At 67.0% G+C, this 18,249-nt stretch carries 12 protein-coding genes and 2 pseudogenes; all 14 read left to right on the plus strand.

Features of this window, described 5'->3' with window-relative positions:
- Position 1 precedes the first annotated feature (1 nt).
- Complete coding sequence (locus GQ57_RS03945) at positions 2-2,605, plus strand: ATP-binding protein (RefSeq protein ID WP_034197128.1); 2,604 nt, start codon at positions 2-4, stop codon at positions 2,603-2,605.
- A 158-nt stretch (positions 2,606-2,763) separates the two neighbouring features.
- Positions 2,764-4,041, plus strand: a complete 1,278-nt coding sequence (locus tag GQ57_RS03950) for an ABC transporter substrate-binding protein (protein WP_174923238.1) — start codon at positions 2,764-2,766, stop codon at positions 4,039-4,041.
- A gap of 68 nt (positions 4,042-4,109) precedes the next feature.
- On the plus strand, positions 4,110-5,066 hold the full coding sequence (locus GQ57_RS03955) for a carbohydrate ABC transporter permease (RefSeq protein WP_034197129.1): 957 nt from the start codon (positions 4,110-4,112) through the stop codon (positions 5,064-5,066).
- Between the two features lies 1 nt (position 5,067).
- Entirely contained in the window at positions 5,068-5,898 is an 831-nt protein-coding gene (locus GQ57_RS03960; RefSeq protein ID WP_034197130.1) for a carbohydrate ABC transporter permease, read from the plus strand.
- Between the two features lie 35 nt (positions 5,899-5,933).
- On the plus strand, positions 5,934-7,070 hold the full coding sequence (locus GQ57_RS03965; protein ID WP_034197209.1) for an ABC transporter ATP-binding protein: 1,137 nt from the start codon (positions 5,934-5,936) through the stop codon (positions 7,068-7,070).
- A gap of 98 nt (positions 7,071-7,168) precedes the next feature.
- The gene (locus GQ57_RS03970; RefSeq protein WP_031398281.1) at positions 7,169-7,978 is read left to right on the plus strand and encodes a ThuA domain-containing protein; all 810 of its coding nucleotides are present in this window, start codon (positions 7,169-7,171) and stop codon (positions 7,976-7,978) included.
- On the plus strand, positions 7,975-9,117 hold the full coding sequence (locus GQ57_RS03975; protein WP_034197131.1) for a Gfo/Idh/MocA family protein: 1,143 nt from the start codon (positions 7,975-7,977) through the stop codon (positions 9,115-9,117). The genes GQ57_RS03970 and GQ57_RS03975 overlap by 4 nt, the downstream gene beginning before the upstream one ends.
- A 135-nt stretch (positions 9,118-9,252) precedes the next feature.
- Positions 9,253-10,671, plus strand: coding sequence for a maltoporin (locus GQ57_RS03980; RefSeq protein WP_081894874.1), 1,419 nt, complete (start codon positions 9,253-9,255; stop codon positions 10,669-10,671).
- Between the two features lie 4 nt (positions 10,672-10,675).
- Positions 10,676-11,599 carry an aldo/keto reductase gene (locus GQ57_RS03985; protein WP_034197132.1) on the plus strand — a complete coding sequence of 308 codons (924 nt, stop codon included), beginning with the start codon at positions 10,676-10,678 and terminating at the stop codon, positions 11,597-11,599.
- A gap of 39 nt (positions 11,600-11,638) precedes the next feature.
- Positions 11,639-12,646: pseudogene (locus tag GQ57_RS03990) on the plus strand (glucokinase); the annotation flags it as partial.
- A gap of 41 nt (positions 12,647-12,687) precedes the next feature.
- Positions 12,688-13,438, plus strand: a pseudogene (locus GQ57_RS41305) (IS5 family transposase).
- A 385-nt stretch (positions 13,439-13,823) separates the two neighbouring features.
- Positions 13,824-14,075 carry a PAAR domain-containing protein gene (locus GQ57_RS38845; RefSeq protein WP_081896574.1) on the plus strand — a complete coding sequence of 84 codons (252 nt, stop codon included), beginning with the start codon at positions 13,824-13,826 and terminating at the stop codon, positions 14,073-14,075.
- 19 nt (positions 14,076-14,094) lie between these two features.
- The gene (locus tag GQ57_RS04000) at positions 14,095-16,854 is read left to right on the plus strand and encodes a type VI secretion system Vgr family protein (RefSeq protein ID WP_081896575.1); all 2,760 of its coding nucleotides are present in this window, start codon (positions 14,095-14,097) and stop codon (positions 16,852-16,854) included.
- Complete coding sequence (locus GQ57_RS41310) at positions 16,854-18,239, plus strand: VRR-NUC domain-containing protein (protein WP_152603185.1); 1,386 nt, start codon at positions 16,854-16,856, stop codon at positions 18,237-18,239. The genes GQ57_RS04000 and GQ57_RS41310 overlap by 1 nt, the downstream gene beginning before the upstream one ends.
- The last annotated feature ends 10 nt before the right edge of the window (positions 18,240-18,249 follow it).

Below are 18,249 nucleotides of genomic sequence, written 5' to 3' on the forward strand. Positions count from 1 at the left end.
GATGCGTACGACGTTCAGGCTGTTGCCGCCGTTGAGTGTGCGCGCGAAGCTCATCGCGACCTTCCTGCTGCTGTTCGGCATCACGCTCGCGGTCGTGGTGGTCGGCGTGCTCGGCATGCGGGCGAACCAGAACGCGCTCGACGAGTACGAGGCGAACGTGGTGCCGGAGATCGCCCGCGCGCTCGAACTGTCGGACAAGGTCGCGCAGCTTGCGGCGGTCGCGCCGAGCATGATGCTGACCGATTCGCCGGACTTGCTGCACAACGACACCGAGCTGCTGCGCGGCCTGCTCGGCGATATCCGGCGGCTGTCGCCGGGCTTCGGCAGGCAGCCGGGGCCCGCCGCGAAGGCCGGCGAGCAGCTCGCGGTGATCGACGATCTCGACGCGATCGATCAGGATCTCGCGCGGTTGCTGGTCGTGTCGGGCCGGCAGCGGCAGCTCAAGGAGGCGCTGAGCGACCTGCGGGTCGCGAACGACCGCATCGGCGAGCGCATCGCGCGCGACAAGAGCCGGATCGCGCAGCGCGCGCCGACGCTGCTCGAGATCTGGGCCCGCACGGCCGGCGCGCTGCAGGCGGCCAACGCGGCGGAGCTGGGCAGCGCGGAAAGCGACAACGAGGCGCTGTGGCTGCGCGTGCGCGAACGCGGCGAGGACCGCCTCGAGCCGGCGCTGGCCGAGGCGCTGCAGCATCTCGACGGCGGCGCGCTCAGCGTGTTCGCGGTGCGCCGCGAGTTCCTGTCGAGCGAGGCGCAGACGGGCTATCTCGTCACGCTCCTGCGCGGCCATTCGGATCACCTGAGCGGCAAGTCGGCGCGCTACGTCGAGCGGCTGCGGCAGATCGCCAGCGAGCGCAGCGACAAGGTGCGCAAGGTCGCGGTCTCCAGCCAGTCGGGCCTGCTGCTGCTGGCCGTCGCGGGCGTCGCGGTGGCGCTGCTCGGCGTCGCGTACGCGAGCCGCATCCTGCACAAGCTGCAGGCGATGACGCGCGTGATGGGGCGGCTCGCGAAAGGCATCACGTCGGACCGGATGCCGTCGACCCACCGGCCGGACGAGATCGGCGAGCTGGCGCGCGCGTTCGAGGTGTTCCGCACCAACCTGATCGAGAAGGAGCAGCTGACGCAGGGCCTCGAGTCGCAGCGCCGCCTGCAGGAATCGGTGCTCAACTCGATGAACGACGGGGTGTCCGTCCACGACACGCACGGCAGCCTGATCGCGTGGAATCCGACTTTCGCGACGCTGCTCGGCATCGATGCCGGCCTGCTGCACGCGGGCCTGCCGCTCGCCACGCTGCGGCAGGCGATGCACCGCCCCGCGCGCTGGCGCCAGGTGTCGCGCGAAACCGCGACCCGCACGTCGGACGGCGCGCGCATCGCCGTGTCGGCCGAGCTGCACCTGCACGACCGGCGGACCCTCGAATTCCACTGCCAGCCGCTTCCGGACGGCGGCTGGGTGGCGGTGTGCCGCGACCTGACGAGCCGGCGCGCGGTCGAGGCGGAGTTGCGCCAGGCGCAGAAGATGGACGTGCTCGGCCAACTGACGGGCGGCGTCGCGCACGATTTCAACAACTTCCTCGTCGCGATACTCGGCAACCTGGAGCTGCTGCTGCCGCGGCTCGACGGGCAGCAGGACGCGCAGACGATGGCCGAGCGCGCGCGCCGTGCGGCCGAGCGCGCGTCGCGGCTGACGCGGCGGCTGCTCGCGTTCGCGCGGCGCCAGCCGCTGCAGGCCGAACGCGTGTCGGTCAGGGCGATGCTCGCGGAGATGCTCGATCTGGTCGAGTACTCGGCGGGCCAGCGGGTCGCCGTCGTGCTGGAGCCGGCCGTCGACGCGATGTGGGTGAACGTCGACCGCGGCCAGCTCGAGAACGCGGTCCTCAACCTCGCGCTCAACAGCGCCGCCGCGATGCCGGAAGGCGGAACGCTGGCGCTGGCCGCGCGCCGCGCACCGGCGGCCGGCGGCGGCCCCGCGCCGGACGCGATCGTGCTGAGCGTCACCGACACGGGGTGCGGGATCGCGCCGGTGCTGCTCGACAAGGTGATCGAGCCGTTCTTCACGACCAAGGCGGCCGGCGAGGGGAGCGGGCTCGGGCTCAGCAGCGTCTACGGCTTCGTGCGCCAGAGCGGCGGCGACCTGCGCATCCACAGCGAGGTCGGCCGGGGCACGCGCGTCGAGCTGTGGCTGCCCGAGAGCGCGCCGCCGGAGCGGCGCGGCGCGCCGGTCGAGGCGGCGGCCGCGCAGGTTGCCGCGCCGGCCGGGGCCCGCGTGCTCGTGGTGGACGACGATCCCGAGGTGCGCGACACCGCGCTCAGCCAGTTCGCGGCGCTGGGCGCGCGGGCCGACGCGGTGGCGACCGGCGACGCGGCCTTGCGCTGGCTGGCCGAGCACGGCCCCGTCGCGCTCGTGCTGTCGGACATCTCGCTCGGTGCGGGCGGCAGCGGCATCGCGTTCGCGGCGCGGCTCGCCGAGCGCTGGCCGGCGCAGCGCGTCGCGCTCACGTCGGGCCTGCCGCCCGAGGTGCACCAGGCCCATCCGGACTGGCGCGCGGACCTGCCGTTCGTGCCGAAGCCGTTCGATCTGGCGGCGCTCGCCGCCCTGCTGGGCTGACCCGCGCCGGCGATTGTTTCGATTGTTAATGGCGCGGCGCGTTTCCGAAATCTTCGATTAACCGGACTGGGGTCTCATGACACCCACGGCACCCGGTGGCGCGCCCTCGACGGCGCGCCGCACGATGCGAACGATTCGAAAAAAACTGGAGACATCGAATGACGAAGCTCAAGGCAGGTTTGCTGACGATGGCGCTCGCGATGACGGCCGTCACGGCCGCCACGGCCGGCGCGGCGACGCTGCGGATCGCGTGCGGCGCGGCCGGCGTCGACCAGGACATTTGCCAGGTCTCGGCGAAGCGTTGGGCCGAAAAGACCGGCAACGAGGTCGAGTTCATCAGCATGCCGAACAACTCGAGCGAAACGCTGGCGCTCTATCAGCAGTTGCTCGGCGGCGGCTCGGACAAGATCGACGTGATGCAGATCGATACCGTCTGGCCGGGCATTCTCGCGAACCACCTGATCGACCTGAAGCCGTACAGCAAGGGGCTGGAGAGCCAGTCGTTCCCGAGTATCGTCGCGAACGATACGGTGAACGGCAAGCTGGTCGCGATGCCGTGGTTCATCGATACGGGGCTGCTCTACTACCGCAAGGACCTGCTCGACAAGTACCGCGCGAAGGTGCCCGCCACGTGGGAGGAACTCGACGCCACCGCGCGCAGGATCCAGTCGGGCGAGCGCGCCGCCGGCAACGAGAAGGTCTGGGGCTACGTGTGGCAGGGGCGCGCGTACGAAGGGCTCACCTGCGATGCGCTCGAGTGGGTCAGCAGCTACAACGGCGGCACGGTGGTCGACGACAAGGGCCGCGTGACGATCGACAACCCGGGCGCGATCAAGGCGCTCGAACAGTCGGCGAAATGGGTCGGCACGATCAGCCCGAAGGCCGTGCTGAACTACGGCGAGGAGGAGGCCCGCGGCGTGTTCCAGGCCGGCAATGCCGTGTTCATGCGCAACTGGCCGTACGCGTGGGCGATCGCGAATCGCACGGGCAGCCCGATCAAGGGCAAGGTCGGCATCGCGCCGCTGCCGAAGGGCGGCGCGGACGGCCGTCCGGCCACCGCGCTGGGCGGATGGCAGCTCGCGGTGTCGCGCTACTCGCCGAACCCGAAACTGGCCGCCGATCTCGTGATGTACCTGGCGAGTGCGGAAGTGCAGAAGATGCGCGCGATCCAGGGTTCGTACAACCCGACGATGCCGGCGCTCTACCGCGACAAGGACATCCTGCAGGCCAGCCCGTTCATGGCTGACCTGCTGCCCACGTTCAACACGGCGGTCGCACGGCCGTCGACCGTGACCGGCGCGAAGTACAACCAGGTCAGCAACCAGTTCTGGAACGCCGCCCACGACGTGCTCGCCGGCAGCGACACCGCGTCGGGTGCGCTGGCGCGGCTCGCCGCCACGCTGAACCGGCTCGCGCCGGGCGGCGTCTGGCACTGAGCGCCGCGGCGCGCGATTGACCGATCGAGCCGGCCCGCCCACGGCGCCGGCCTGACAGGAGACACCGGATGAGAACCGGAAGCATCGAATTGGGTAGTAGTCCTGCCTTTGAGGGGAAGCCTGCGCGGACCCGGGCCGGGATGGCCCGCGCGCGGCGGCGCCAGGCATGGCTGCTGGTGGCGCCCGCGCTGCTCGTGCTGGCCGCGATCGCCGGCTGGCCGCTGCTGCGCACCGCGTGGTTCAGCCTGACCGACGCGCAGCTGTCCGACCTGTCGCAGCACCGCTTCGTCGGCCTCGACAACTATCTCGGCGCGGCGGGCGTGCTGCGCGACGCGGCCTGGTGGCAGGCGGTCGGCAATACCGTGCTGTTCGCCGTCGTGTCGGTGGTGCTCGAGACGGCCTCGGGCCTTGGCGTCGCGCTGCTGCTCGACGTGCCGTCGCGGCTGCGGACGCTGCTGCGCGCGGCCGTGCTCGTGCCGTGGGCGATCCCGACCGTGGTGTCGGCAAAGATCTGGAGCTGGATGCTCAACGACCAGTTCGGGATCGTCAACGCGATGCTGATGTCGATCGGCGCGATCCGCGAGCCGCTCGCGTTCACCGCCGACGCGCACCTCGTATTTCCGACCATCGTGCTCGTCGACGTGTGGAAGACCACGCCGTTCATGGCGCTGCTGATGCTCGCCGCGCTGCAGACGGTGCCGCGCGATTGCTACGAGGCCGCACGGGTCGACGGCGTGCCGCGCTGGCGCGTGTTCCGTTCGGTGACGCTGCCGCTGATCCTGCCCGGCGTGCTGGTCGCGATGATCTTCCGGTCGCTCGACGCGTTGCGCGTGTTCGACCTGATCTACGTGATGACGTCGAACAGCCGGATCACGAAAAGCATGTCGGTCTATGTGCGCGAGCAACTGATCGATTTCCAGCAGGTCGGGTACGGATCGGCGTCGGCGATGCTGCTGTTCGCGACGATCGTGCTGTTCACCATCGGCTACATGGCGGTGAGCCGCCGCCGGCTGCAGGAGGCGTGACATGAAGAAGCATCCGCTCGACGTCGCGGTGTACTGGCTGCTGTCGGCACTCGTGCTGGTCATCTCGCTGTTCCCGTTCGTCTACATGATCGGCACGTCGGTCAAGCACGGCGACGCGCTGTTCGATACGTCGCTGTTCCCGGCGAGCCCGTCATTCGACAACTATCGCCAGCTGTTCCGCGACCAGCCGTTCGGCGCGTACCTGCTGAACTCGGCGCTCGTCGCGGGCGGCGCGGTCGCGCTGTCGCTCGCCGTGTCGGTGCTCGCCGCGTATGCGCTCGGCCGCGTGTCGTTCCACGGGCGCGGGGTGCTGATGATGTGCATTCTCGGCGTGTCGATGTTTCCACAGGTCGCGATCCTGTCGGGCCTGTTCGAACTGGTTCGCGCGCTCGGCCTGTACGACCACCTCGGCGCGCTCGTGCTGTCCGACCTGATCTTCACGCTGCCGTTCACGATCTGGATTCTCGTCACGTTCATGCGCGAACTGCCGCGCGAACTGGAGGAGGCGGCGCTCGTCGACGGCGTCGGCGTGTTCACGCTGATCTTCCGGATCTTCCTGCCGCTGCTGCGGCCGGCGCTGGCCGCGACGTCGCTGCTCGCGTTCGTGTCGGCCTGGAACGAGTTCCTGTTCGCACTGACCTTCATGATCTCGTCGAGCCAGCGCACGGTGCCGGTCGCGATCACGATGATCTCGGGCGCGAGCAGCTACGAGCTGCCGTGGGGAACCATCATGGCCGCGTCGGTCATCGTCACCGTGCCGCTCGTGCTGCTGGTGCTGGTGTTCCAGCGGCAAATCGTCTCCGGCCTCACCGCCGGCGCGGTCAAGGGTTGACGCGCATCGGCCCGCACAGGATCAAGAGGGAAAACATGAGTCAGATCAAGTTGAGCGGTCTCCACAAGCGGTTCGGCGCGACGCCCATTCTCAGCGACGTGAATCTCACGGTCGAGCCGGGCGAGTTCTGCGTATTCATCGGCCCGTCGGGCTGCGGCAAGTCGACGTTGCTGCGGATCGTCGCCGGCCTCGAGGAGCCGTGCGAGGGCGACGTGTGGATCGACGGCCGCTGCGTCAACGCGCTGGCGCCCGCGCAGCGCGACATCGCGATGGTGTTCCAGAGCTATGCGCTCTATCCGCACATGTCCGTCTACGAAAACATGGCGTTCGGCCTGCGGCATCTGCGCCTGCCGAAGGACGAGATCGACCGGCGGGGGCGGGTCGCGTCCGAGTCGCTGCGGCTCGGCGAGCTGCTCGAACGCAAGCCCGGCGCGCTGTCCGGCGGCCAGCGGCAGCGCGTCGCGATCGGCCGCGCGATCGTCCGCAAGCCGAAAGTGTTCCTGTTCGACGAGCCGCTGTCGAACCTCGACGCGGCGCTGCGCGTGAAGACGCGCGTCGAGATCGCGAAGCTGCACCGCAGCCTCGACAGCACCAGCATGATCTACGTGACGCACGACCAGGTCGAGGCGATGACGCTTGCCGACAAGATCGTGCTGCTGCGGCCGCTCGAAGGGCGCAGCGGGCTGGCGAGCATCGCGCAGATCGGCACGCCGCTCGACCTGTATCACCGCCCGGCGAGCCAGTTCGTCGCCGGCTTCATCGGTTCGCCGGCGATGAACTTCCTGCCGGCCGTCGTCGCCGCGCCCGGCGCCGACACGGTTCGCACGCTCGCGGGCGACTGCCCGCTCAGCGCCGACGTGTCCGGGGACGGCCTCGAGACGGGCGCGGGCGTGACGCTCGGCATCCGCCCCGAGCACGTGCGGGTCGGCGCCGGCGCGGTGACGGGCCAGGTCGCGCACGCCGAGCAGATGGGCGAACACACGTATCTGTATCTCGACACGCCGCTGTGCGCGCAGCCGATCGTCGCGAAGACGGAGGCCGGCGGCGTGGGGATCGGCGAGCGCCTGCGGTTCGATCTGCCGGCAGGCGCACTGCATCTGTTTCATCCGGACGGGCGCGCGGCGGTACGCAGGCCGCGCGAACCCGCCGCGCCGGCGCTCGTCGCCGTCTGAACGGCGCGCGTCGCCCGGCCGGTCCGGTTTCTGGTTTCAGGCGGCCACGGCGCATGGCCGCTGTCGAATGGGCGCCAAATCATCGATAAAGGATAGTCATGCAAAATAAAAAACTTTCAGTGATCGTGTGGAACGAGTTCGAGCACGAACGGGAAAACGCCGGCGTGCGCGCGATCTACCCCGACGGCCTGCACCAGGTGATCGCCGCCGCGCTCGCCGAGACGCCGCCGCTCGCCCATGGCGCGTTGCCGCTCGAGATCGGCACCGCGACGCTCGACCAGCCCGAGCACGGCCTCGACGAAGCGCGGCTCGCCGCGTGCGACGTGCTGATCTGGTGGGGGCACAAGGCGCACGCGAAAGTCTCCGACGAGATCGTCGAGCGCGTGCAGCGCCGCGTGCTGGAGGGGATGGGCCTGATCGTGCTGCACTCCGGGCACTTCTCGAAGATCTTCCGCCGCCTGCTCGGCACGAACTGCTCGCTGAAGTGGCGCGAAGCGGCCGAGAGGGAGCGGCTGTGGGTCGTCGAGCCGTCCCATCCGATCGCGGCCGGGCTCGGCGAGTATTTCGAGCTGCCGAACGAGGAGATGTACGGCGAGCGCTTCGACATCCCGCAACCCGACAGCACCGTGTTCATTTCGTGGTTCGAGGGCGGCGAGGTGTTCCGCTCGGGCTGCTGCTGGGAGCGCGGCCACGGCCGGATTTTCTATTTCCGTCCCGGCCACGAAGCGTACCCGACCTATCACGACCGCAACGTGCAGCGCGTGATCGCGAACGCGGTGCAATGGGCCGCGCCGCGCGTGAACCTCGTCGACCGGTGCCCGGAATCGGCGCCGCTGGAAGTGCTCAGCGAGAAGGACGGCCAGTTCGCGCACGTGGGCATCCGGCAAACCCGGGGAGACCTCGCATGAACGACGACTACAAGGTCGAGCTGCCGGAAGCGGCGGCCATCGCACGCGGCCGGCGCCTGCGCGTCGGCGTGATCGGGCTCGGGATCGGCCGCAAGCATGTCGAAGGCTGGCGCGAGCATCCGGACGTCGACGTGGTCGCGCTCGCCGACCCCGACGCGAAGCGTCTCGCGAAGGTCGGCGATGCGTTCGGCATCGATGCGCGCTACGCGTCGGCCGCCGACATGTTCGTGGCGCAGAAGCTCGACGTCGTCAGCGTGTGCACGCCGAACAAGTTCCATCGCGAACTGACGCTCGCCGCGTTCGAGGCCGGCTGCCACGTGCTGTGCGAGAAGCCGATGGCGATGAACGCCGACGAGGGGCGCGAGATGCTGGCCGCCGCGCGGCGCGCCGACCGGCGGCTGATGATCAATTTCTCGTACCGCTTCAGCGCGCAGTCGCGCGCACTGAAGGCGCAGGTCGAGAGCGGGCTGTTCGGCGATTTCTATTTCGGCCGCACGGTCTGGCATCGCCGGCGCGGGATGCCCGGCTTCGGCGGCTGGTTCGGCACGAAGGCGCTGGCGGGCGGCGGGCCGCTGATCGATCTCGGCGTGCACCGCCTCGATCTCGCGCTGTGGCTGATGGGCTATCCGAAGCCCGTGTGGGTGATGGGCAGCACCTACGATCCGATCGCCCGCGAGCTGGCCGCGCGTGCGGGCAAGACGTTCGACGTCGAGGATCTCGCGGCCGCGCTGATCCGCTTCGACAACGGCGCGACGCTCGCGCTCGAGGCGTCGTGGGCGACCAACATCCAGGAAGCCGAACTGATGGAAACCCGCCTCCTCGGCACGCGCGCGGGGCTGCTGCAGAAGAACCTGAACGAGGGCTACACGTTCGACGCGCACGTGTTCATCGAGCAGAACGGCGCGCAGTTCGACATGCGCCTGAATCCGCCCGCGGAAGGCGCGCACTCGGCGATGTACGACTACGCGGAAGCGATTCTGTGCGATGTCGCGCATCCGGCGCCGGGCGAGGAGGGGCTGATCGTGATGGAGATCCTCGACGCGATCTATGCGAGCGCGGCAGCGGGCGAGCCGATCCGCATCGATGCGCCGGCGGCGGCCGCCGCGCCGCCGGTGCTCGATCTCGACGTCGCGGGCTGACGCCGCACGGGGCTGGCGCGCGACTCGTCCACCGCGCCGGCCCGTCGGTTTCGTGACGGACGACGCAGCACACCTACCGATTCGAAGACGCCGCGCATCGCACGCGGCGCACCGACAACGTTTGGAGACACGTTCATGATCGACGAAGCAGGCTGCGCCGTGCGCGGCCCCGCACGCATGCCGTTCAGGCTCACGCGGCTCGGCGCCGCGCTCTCGCTGGCCGTCGCGTCGGCCGCGCTGCATGCGGCGCCCGACCCGGCCACGACCGTCGCCGCGGACAGCGCGCCGGGCGGCCTCGCGCAGGCCACCGGCGTGGTGCCGGCGGACACGAGCCCCGCCAACGTGGTGACGCCGACGCCGTCGTCGGCGTGGAACCAGCTGACGCCGTGGACGCAGTTCCATGGCTATCTGCGGGCCGGCGTGGGCACGAGCGACGGCCATTCGCAGGCCTGCTTCCAGTTGCCGGGCGCGCCGAGCAAATACCGGCTCGGCAACGAGTGCCAGGTCTACAGCGAGCTGGAGATCGACCAGACGCTGTACCGCTTCTCGAACGGCATGCAACTGTCGGCGGTGGGCATGGCGAGCCTCGTCAACGATCTCGACCGCACACCGACCTTCGACGGCGATCATGGAAAGATCCGCCTGCCGCAGTCGTACGTGCAGCTCACGAATTTCCCGGGGCTCGACGACATGCGGATCTGGTTCGGGCGCATCTACTACCGGCGCAACGACGTTCACATGAACGACTTCTATTACTGGAACCCGAGCGGCCTCGGCGCGGGGATCGAGAACGTGCCGATCGGCGGCGGCCTGAAACTCAGCTATGCGCTGTTCCGCGAGGATTACATCGACCAGCCGAACTACGCGACGCGCCACGACCTGCAACTGTCCGGCGTGCATCCGAACCCCGGCGGCGAACTGCAGTTCGGGCTGTCGTACATTCCGGCGCGCGCGCCGGTGCTGAATTCGAGCGGCGTGCTGCAGGACGCGCACGGCGGCTGGTCGTTCACGGTCCAGCACGTGCAGACCAACCTGCTCGGCGGCAAGAACAAGCTCGCGCTCCAGTACGGCGTCGGCCCGGGCACCGGCCTCAGCTATACGGGGACGCTGACGAACGACAACCGCTACAAGAGCCTGCGCGTGCTCGACGCATTCGACTGGCAGGCGACGCGGGATTTCAGCGGCCAGGTGGTCGGCATCTACGAGCGCGACATCGCGCCGTCGGGCGGCTCGCAGACGTGGGTGTCGATGGGCGTGCGGCCGGTGTATGCGTTCACGCAGCACATCAAGCTGCAGGGCGATCTCGGGCACGACCGCGTGACGCCGTCCGGCGGCCCGACCCGCACGCTGCTGAAGGCGAGCGTCGCGCTGACGCTGGCGATGGACCGCTCGTTCTGGTCGCGGCCCGAATTCCGCGTGTTCTATACGTATGCGCACTGGAACCAGGCGGCGCAGGATGCGGCGACGCCCGGCGATCCGTTGTCGACGACGGGCATTTTCGGCACCTCGCGCTCGGGCTCGACGGTCGGCGCGCAAGTCGAATGGTGGTGGTGACGCGATGACGGAACGCTGTACGACGATATCGCTCGGGGCCGAAGGCGCGCCGTTCTCGCGCATCGTGTTCGGGATGTGGCGGATCGCGGACTGGGCGCTGTCGGTCCGCGAACGCCGGGCGCTGATCGAAGCGGCGCTGGAACTCGGCGTGACGAGTTTCGACCATGCCGACATCTACGGCGACTACGCGGCCGAGGGCCTGTTCGGCGACGTGCTGGCCGAGGCGCCCCATCTGCGCGAACGGATGCAGATCGTCACGAAGTGCGGGATCCGGCTCGTGTCCGCGCGCCGGCCCGCGCACGGCATCAAGCACTACGACACGCGGGCCGCGCACGTTGTCGCGTCGGTCGACGCGTCGCTGCGCGCGTTGCACACCGACCGGATCGACCTGCTGCTGCTGCATCGCCCGGATCCGCTGATGGATGCCGACGAAGTCGCCGCGACCCTGGCGTCGCTGCGCCGCGACGGAAAGGTGCGGGCGTTCGGCGTGTCGAATTTCACGCCGGCGCAGGCCGCGTTGCTGCAGGAGCGCATGGCGGCGCAGGGGATGTCGCTCGCGACGAACCAGGTCGAATGCTCGCTGCTGCACCTCGCGCCGCTCGACGACGGCACGTTCGACCAGGCGCAGCAGTGGCGCTGCCCGCCGATGCTGTGGTCGCCGCTCGCGGGCGGCCGGCTGCTGACGGAGGCGGCGCCCGCCGCGACGCGCGTCCGCGCGACGGCGGTGCGGATCGGCGACGCGCTCGGCGTGTCCGCGACGACGGTGCTGTTCGCGTGGCTGCTCGCGCTGCCGTGCCGGCCGCTGCCGATCGTCGGCTCGGGCCGGATCGCGGCGCTGCGCGAAGCGGTCGCGGCCACGCGCGTCACGCTCGAGCGGGAGCACTGGTTCGCGCTGCTGGATGCGGCGCGTGGCGTGGAGGTGCCATGACGCGCGCGATCGACACACGAGGACGGATCGGGAGACACGATGAGTGAAGCGACCCTGAACGCGCCGCCGGCCGCGCGTGGCGGCATGCGCGACGGCGAGCCGCGCCTCCTGGCGGACATCGGCGGCACGCATGCGCGCTTCGCGCTGGAGACCGCGTCCGGCGGGATCGGCGACGTGCGCGTCTATCGATGCCGCGACCATGCCCGCGTGGACGACGCGGTGCGCGCTTTCCTGCGCGACATGGGCGGCGCGCGGGTGCGGCACGCGGCGATCGCGATCGCCAATCCCGTGGACGGCGACAGCGTCGCGATGACGAATCATGACTGGCGCTTCTCGATCGACGCGACGCGCCGCGTGCTCGGCCTCGACACGCTGCAGGTCTGCAACGACTTCACGGCGCTGGCGATGGCCGTGCCGCACCTGTCCGCCGGACAACGGCGGCAGGTCGGCGGCGGGCGTGCGACGCCCACCGGGACGATCGGCGTGCTGGGCGCCGGCACGGGGCTGGGCGTCTCGGCGCTGGTGCGCGCGGGCGACGCGTGGGTGCCGGTGTCCGGCGAGGGCGGACACGTGTCGTTCGCGCCCGCCGACGCACGCGAGGCCGATGTGCTGCGCCATGCGCGAATGCGCTGGCCGCACGTGTCGTTCGAGCGGCTGGTGTCGGGGCCCGGCATTGCGGTGATTCACGCGGCGCTCGCCGCGCGCGACGGCCGCGACGCACCGGAGGCCGAGGCGCCGGATACGGCCGCCATCGTCGCCCGGGCGCTCGCGGGCGATGCACGCTGCGCGGCGACGCTGGAATGCTTCTGCGGCATGCTCGGCACGTTCGCGGGCAATCTGGCGCTGACCCTCGGCGCGACCGGCGGCATCCATATCGGCGGAGGTGTCGTGCCGCGCCTCGGCGCATGGTTCGATACGTCGCCGTTTCGTGCCCGCTTCGAGGCAAAGGGCCGCTTTGCCGAATACGTCGCGAGGATTCCGACCTTCGTGATCACCGCTCCGCATCCGGCTTTCGTCGGCGTGTCCCGCGTGCTCGCCCGCGCGTTGGGCGAGGCGGGTTAGGGCCTGTTTGAGGTTACGCTTCGGAGATGGAAATCTCCGAAGCCCGATTCAAATGGATCGAACATTGCCTGCTGCGGCAGCGAGGCAATGTGAGCCTGTCGAACCTGCAAGTGCTCAACGCGATCCGCCCTGTTGCCGAACACGGATGTAAATGGCGCGGCTTGCCGCCCGTTTCGGCCGCTGGCACACGATCTATACGTGGCGAACCGCTGGTTGCGCAACGGCCTACAGGACCGAGTGTTGACCGAATTGCAGCGTGCGCAGATCATTCTCGTTCGGATTGAAGTGGTATCGCTGGATAGCGTGATCGTGAAGGTTCATCCTGACGGCCCCGATGGGTTAAAAAATAGACCCCAAGCCATCGGCAAGTCTCGCGGAGGATGGACAACCCAGATTCATATGATTGCCGCGGACGCTCGAACAGCCATAGCGTTCAGACTGTCGCCCGGCCAAGCCGGTGATGTGCCGCACGGACGTGCATTACTCGAACGCCTTGGGCTACCGAATCGGTCGCTGCACCTGTTGATGAAGGCGTACGAAGGCAACGAAACCCGACAACTCGCGCTCGATCTCGGTTTCGTCCCGGTCGTTCCTCCGTTGGGTACGCGCGTCGACCCTTGGTAGTACGACCGGGAAAGGTACAAGCATCGCGACGAAGTCGAGCGGTTGCTCCGTCGATTGAAGGGCTTTCGTCGCATCTTTTCGCGCTTCGACAAACTCGATTGGATGTTCATTGCCTTTATCGACGTCGCCTTGATCGTCGAAGCCCTTCGTTAGGGTGAACAGACCTCAGGATAAAGCCGAGGCGAAGTGATGAAACGCAGGTGGTGCAGAAGGTGATGAGTCTGATGAACCAATTTGTTGATTATCGATAAATATTTTAATCATCTAATTTTAATTGGCGATCGTTGAGTATCAAGGATCGAAAAATCAGACTCGTCTGATAGACCTAATCAAGTCTTGTGGTGTAGTTTTTTCGTATATCTTATTGAATCAATCCGGATCGAAAAAACCGTGCTAATACATTGGGTGCCAGATGATAAGTCAGCTTGAGGCACTGTGCTTGCCGAGACGAGGAATTCATGTCTTTACCCACGCAGTCCCGTGTCGTGTCGAATCCACACGTGTAATCGAATTCCCTATTCACGAAACGGAGCTGGATATGAAGAATGCGCAAGGCCGAAACATGGTGCGTTTGGGTGATGTTGCCGACCACGGCGGTCGTGTGATCGAAGCGACCGACGAGCCGACCCACATGGGGATCGGTGTAGCGCTGTATGGTCATCTGGTGTTTTGCCCTGAATGCGGTGGATCGTTTCCGCTTCTGGCAACCGGACCGCGTAGCCATCGCGGTCGACTCGTCGGCTATATCGACGGCAAGACGGGTTGCGGGGCCACCGTGATTGGTTCTTGATCGAGGGAGAAGCGGGATCATGGTGACGTTCACGCAAGCACGCACGCTGTCCATTTCCGGCGCTGCACTTCCGACCTATTCGACGGATGGTCTGCCAGTGTTTGCTCCGGTGCGGCTGCAGGGCAGCGAGGCGATTGGCCGCCTCGAGGCCTGCCGCTATCTCGTCACGCTGCGCACCGACGACGCGTTCGCGTTTTCTCCGAGCGTGACTGCCAACCTTGACCTGGACAAGCTCGTGGGTACCGAGGTGACAGTGTCGATCCAGTTGGAAGGCAACGGGCAATTCATTCCCGGCCTCGCCGGTGATGTCGGTCTTGGCAACATCGGTGCGGGCGCACGCGAGATCACGGGACTCGTCACTGCGGCGCGCGTGACCGGCGAGGACCGGCACTCGATCCTGTACGAACTCGAACTGCGTCCGTGGCTCTACCGCGCGACGCTCGCGCAGGACAGCCGGATCTTCCAGGACATGAGCGTGGTGGAGATCACCGACGCCGTGCTTGCTAAGTATCCGTACCCGGTCGACAAGCGGCTGGCTGGCGCGTTTCGCGGCATCTATCCGAAGCGCGACCTGCAGCGTCAGGCGTTCGAGACCGACTGGGCATTCCTGCAGCGGCTGTGGGAGGAATGGGGCATCTGGTGGTGGATCGAGCACGACAGGGGCCATCAGCGCCTGGTGTTGTGCGACACGATAGGCGGCCACCACCCGCACGGAGCAGCGTACGAGACGGTGCGCTATCTGTCGCCGGACGGCAAGCGCATCGACGAGGAACACATCCACGCGCTGTCGGTCACGAGCCGGCTGACTTCGGGCAGCGTGACCGTGGTGGACTACGACTACACGCGCCCGCGCGCGAACCTGACGGTCACTGAGGAGAATCCCCGCCAGACGGCAAGCGCGGACGGCGCGGTCTACGACTGGGGCGACTACAGCCAGCCGCTGGCGGGCGCGCAAGGCGCGGCAGGTCAGCCGAACGACACCGGGCAGGAATCGCGGCATCTGGCGCGCGTGCAACTGGAGGCACGACGTTGCGCCGGATTGCGTGCCCACGGCAAGGGCAATTTGCGCGGCCTGACGGTGGGCCGCACCTTTGCGCTGACAGGCTACCCGCAGCAGGCGGCAAACCGTGAATACGTGGTGTTGTCGGCGACTCTCGACATCGAGGAGGTGGGCGACCGCACGGGCGCCAGCTCGACGTATCGTTGCGAAGCACAGTTCGAGTTGCTGCCGGCGAATGAGCCGTTCCGGCTCGAACGCAGTGTGCGCAAGCCGGTGATGAGCGGCCCGGAGAAGGCGATTGTGGTGGGGCCGGCCGACGCGGAAATCTGGACCGACGTTTATGGCCGCGTGAAGGTCCAGTTTGGCTGGGACCGGCAGGGCAAGCTCGACGAGCATGCGGGGATCTGGCTGCGGGTGGTGTCGCCATGGCAGGGCATGGACATGGGGGCGACGTTTCTGCCACGTATTGGTCATGAAGTAGCCGTGATGCATTATTCCGGCGACCCGGACCTGCCGGTGATCATGGGCAGCCCGGTGAACGCGCTCCGCCAGCCGACGCTGGACCTGCCGGCGACCCAGGCGGTGGCGGTGCTGCGCGGCCGCGAGTTCCAGGGCACGGCGTCGGGCCATGTCGCGATCGACGATACGCAAGGGGAGATTCAGACGCAGATTTCCAGCGACGCGGGCAACTCGACACTCTCGCTCGGAAATATCCGGCGCATCGTGCGGAAGAAAGGGCGGGCGGACGCGCGCGGCAAGGGCTTCGATCTGCGCACCGACAACTGGGGTGTCGTGCGCGCGCTAATGGGACTATTCATCTCGACGGATGGGCAGACGGGCGGGGCGGGCCATGCGAAGGATGCCAAGGAAGCGGTCGGCCGGTTGGCACGGGCGCGCGAACTTCAAGAAAGTTTGGCGGGCCTTGCGCAGAAACATGGCGCGCAGCAGTACGACATGGAGCAGAGCGATGTCGCGAAGGCGATCAAGGCGCGCAATGACGCAATTCGAGGTGGTGTGTCGACTCGCGAGAATGAATTCCCGGAACTTACGGTACCGGACATCGTGCTGGCGAGCGCAGCCGGAACCAGTCTCACCGCCGAGCGTAGTGTGCACGTGGCGAGCGACGAAGACATCGCGTTCACCAGCGGCAGGCATGTCGGTCTCGCGGTCGGGCATTCGTTGTTTGCGAGCGTGGTGAACGGGGTCTCGCTGTTCGTGCATAAGGCGGGCATGAAACTGATCGCGGCTTCGGGGCGGGTGCGTATCGAGGCGCAGGCCGACGGTATCGACGTGAAGGCGAAGCAGGTGGTCAAGATAATAAGCACTGCAGATAGTATCCATCTTCACGCGGCCAAGGAAATCGTGCTGCATGCCGGTAGTACGGAAATGCGCATCAGTGCAGGCGGTTACGTTGTACGCACGGCGGGCGAGCATACGATTCACGCGGGTAGTCACCGGACCGAAGGCCCGGAAGCAGCGGCAAGACAATTTCCGGGAATGCCCGGCGCGGACTACGAACAGCATTATGTGCTCCACGACGAAGCAGGAAAGGCGATGCCTGACGTGCCTTATCGACTGACCCGGCCAGACGGTAGCGTAGTAGAGGGGCGCAGCGATATGCAGGGACGGACCGTGAGCACTTACTCCGAAGCGGTTGTGGCGCTACATTGCGAGGCTGATCCCGAGGGCGATGCACAAATTGTGAATGCTCGGTACTGGGATGAAGAGTCGGAATACGCACTGGATTTCGCAAAGCCGAGGAAGGGGGATTCCCGGTAATGACCCAAAAACCAGGAAAGAGTGCGCCACGTGTCCCGAAAGCAGGCAAGAGCAGCCGGACAACCCAACCGGAAAATGCCGGAACAGTGTTGCCTGTCGAGAACCCGATGGATCTTTGGTATCTATGCCAGAAAGCAGGCTTTGCTGAAAAATTTCCGATGATCGATTCGGAAGGCCGGGCCCTAAAGCAGCGACAGGTAACACGCTGGGTGCACTACGACTGCAAGTTGAGTGGCTGGCAGTGGCCGTACTGGGGAGAGGTGGGATTCAATATGCTCCCCGATAGCGGGCGGCCACCCGAAGCAATCATGAGTCGACGCGAGCCATCTCGACCGTCAACGATGCCACTGTCACGTTATGAGATCGTGCGCCGCCGCGTCGCATTTCAAGCGGGTATCGACTCAGGAGCGTTACCGTGGGTACAGATAGGGTTGGAGGAGCCACTGGTAACAACTGAGTACCTTGAAAACAACTTGTCGCCCGATGAGGTACGCGAGGCATACAAGCTGGTACAAACGGCTGGTCCAGGATGGGACTGGGTGTCTGGCCGGCCCAAAATACCTGGTCTGCTGAGAATCCCGGACGTGATTCGTGTGCGCGATTTCCGAGGGCGTACCGGAGTAGATCGTTTCGCTGCCGATAACATTGAATTCCTGGTCGAAATCAAGTTCGAAGGTGACCGGTTGACACCCGATCAAGTTGAGGATTACAGAAAGATCGTCAACCACGATCGAATCAAGTTTCGCGAATTGCAAACGAAGGCGTGTAAGGCGTCCCGCCGCAGACGTCGAGAATGGTTGGAAAAGGCGCGAAACTCGGAACCGGTTTATCGAACAGTCGCCGGGCGAGTGACTTCACCGGAACGCCTCAAGGAACTGTCCAATCAACTTCCGCAGGCTGCATTGCTGCTGGAGGATCTTGAGGCTGAGCATCGCTCGGTACGTCGATTGTTCGAAGTGGCTCGGCCAGTCGATGGTCAGCGCGAGATGGCGGAGTTGCGGGCGTGGGATCCTGCTAAAGCGCAGAGAGAGGAGCAAGCGCGTCAACGAGTGCGACAGCAACTGACGCTGGTCCTAGGTGCTCCATTGGCTGCTGCGGCTGCCGGGACGGCCGCGGTCGGGATCGGCACACTTGCAGAGGCTGGAGCAGTATTGGGGGAAAGCGTTCAATTGGTTGGGCGAGGTGCAGAGACTTTGGCGCGTTTCCCGGTTGGGCGAGTGGCTGTCACGGGTGCGGCAGCGAACGCAGCGATTTTCGAAGCAGCGGCAAAAACGTCAGACTCTCCATCAGGCACTAATCAAGACGGGGCGACCCAGCGAACCATGAAGATGTTCGAGGTGCTGAATCGGGGGCTGTCATTGCGAGTGCTGTATCAATCAGATTGAGCGGGGAACG

Source organism: Burkholderia sp. MSh2, from assembly GCF_000731655.1.
Classification (GTDB): domain Bacteria; phylum Pseudomonadota; class Gammaproteobacteria; order Burkholderiales; family Burkholderiaceae; genus Burkholderia; species Burkholderia paludis.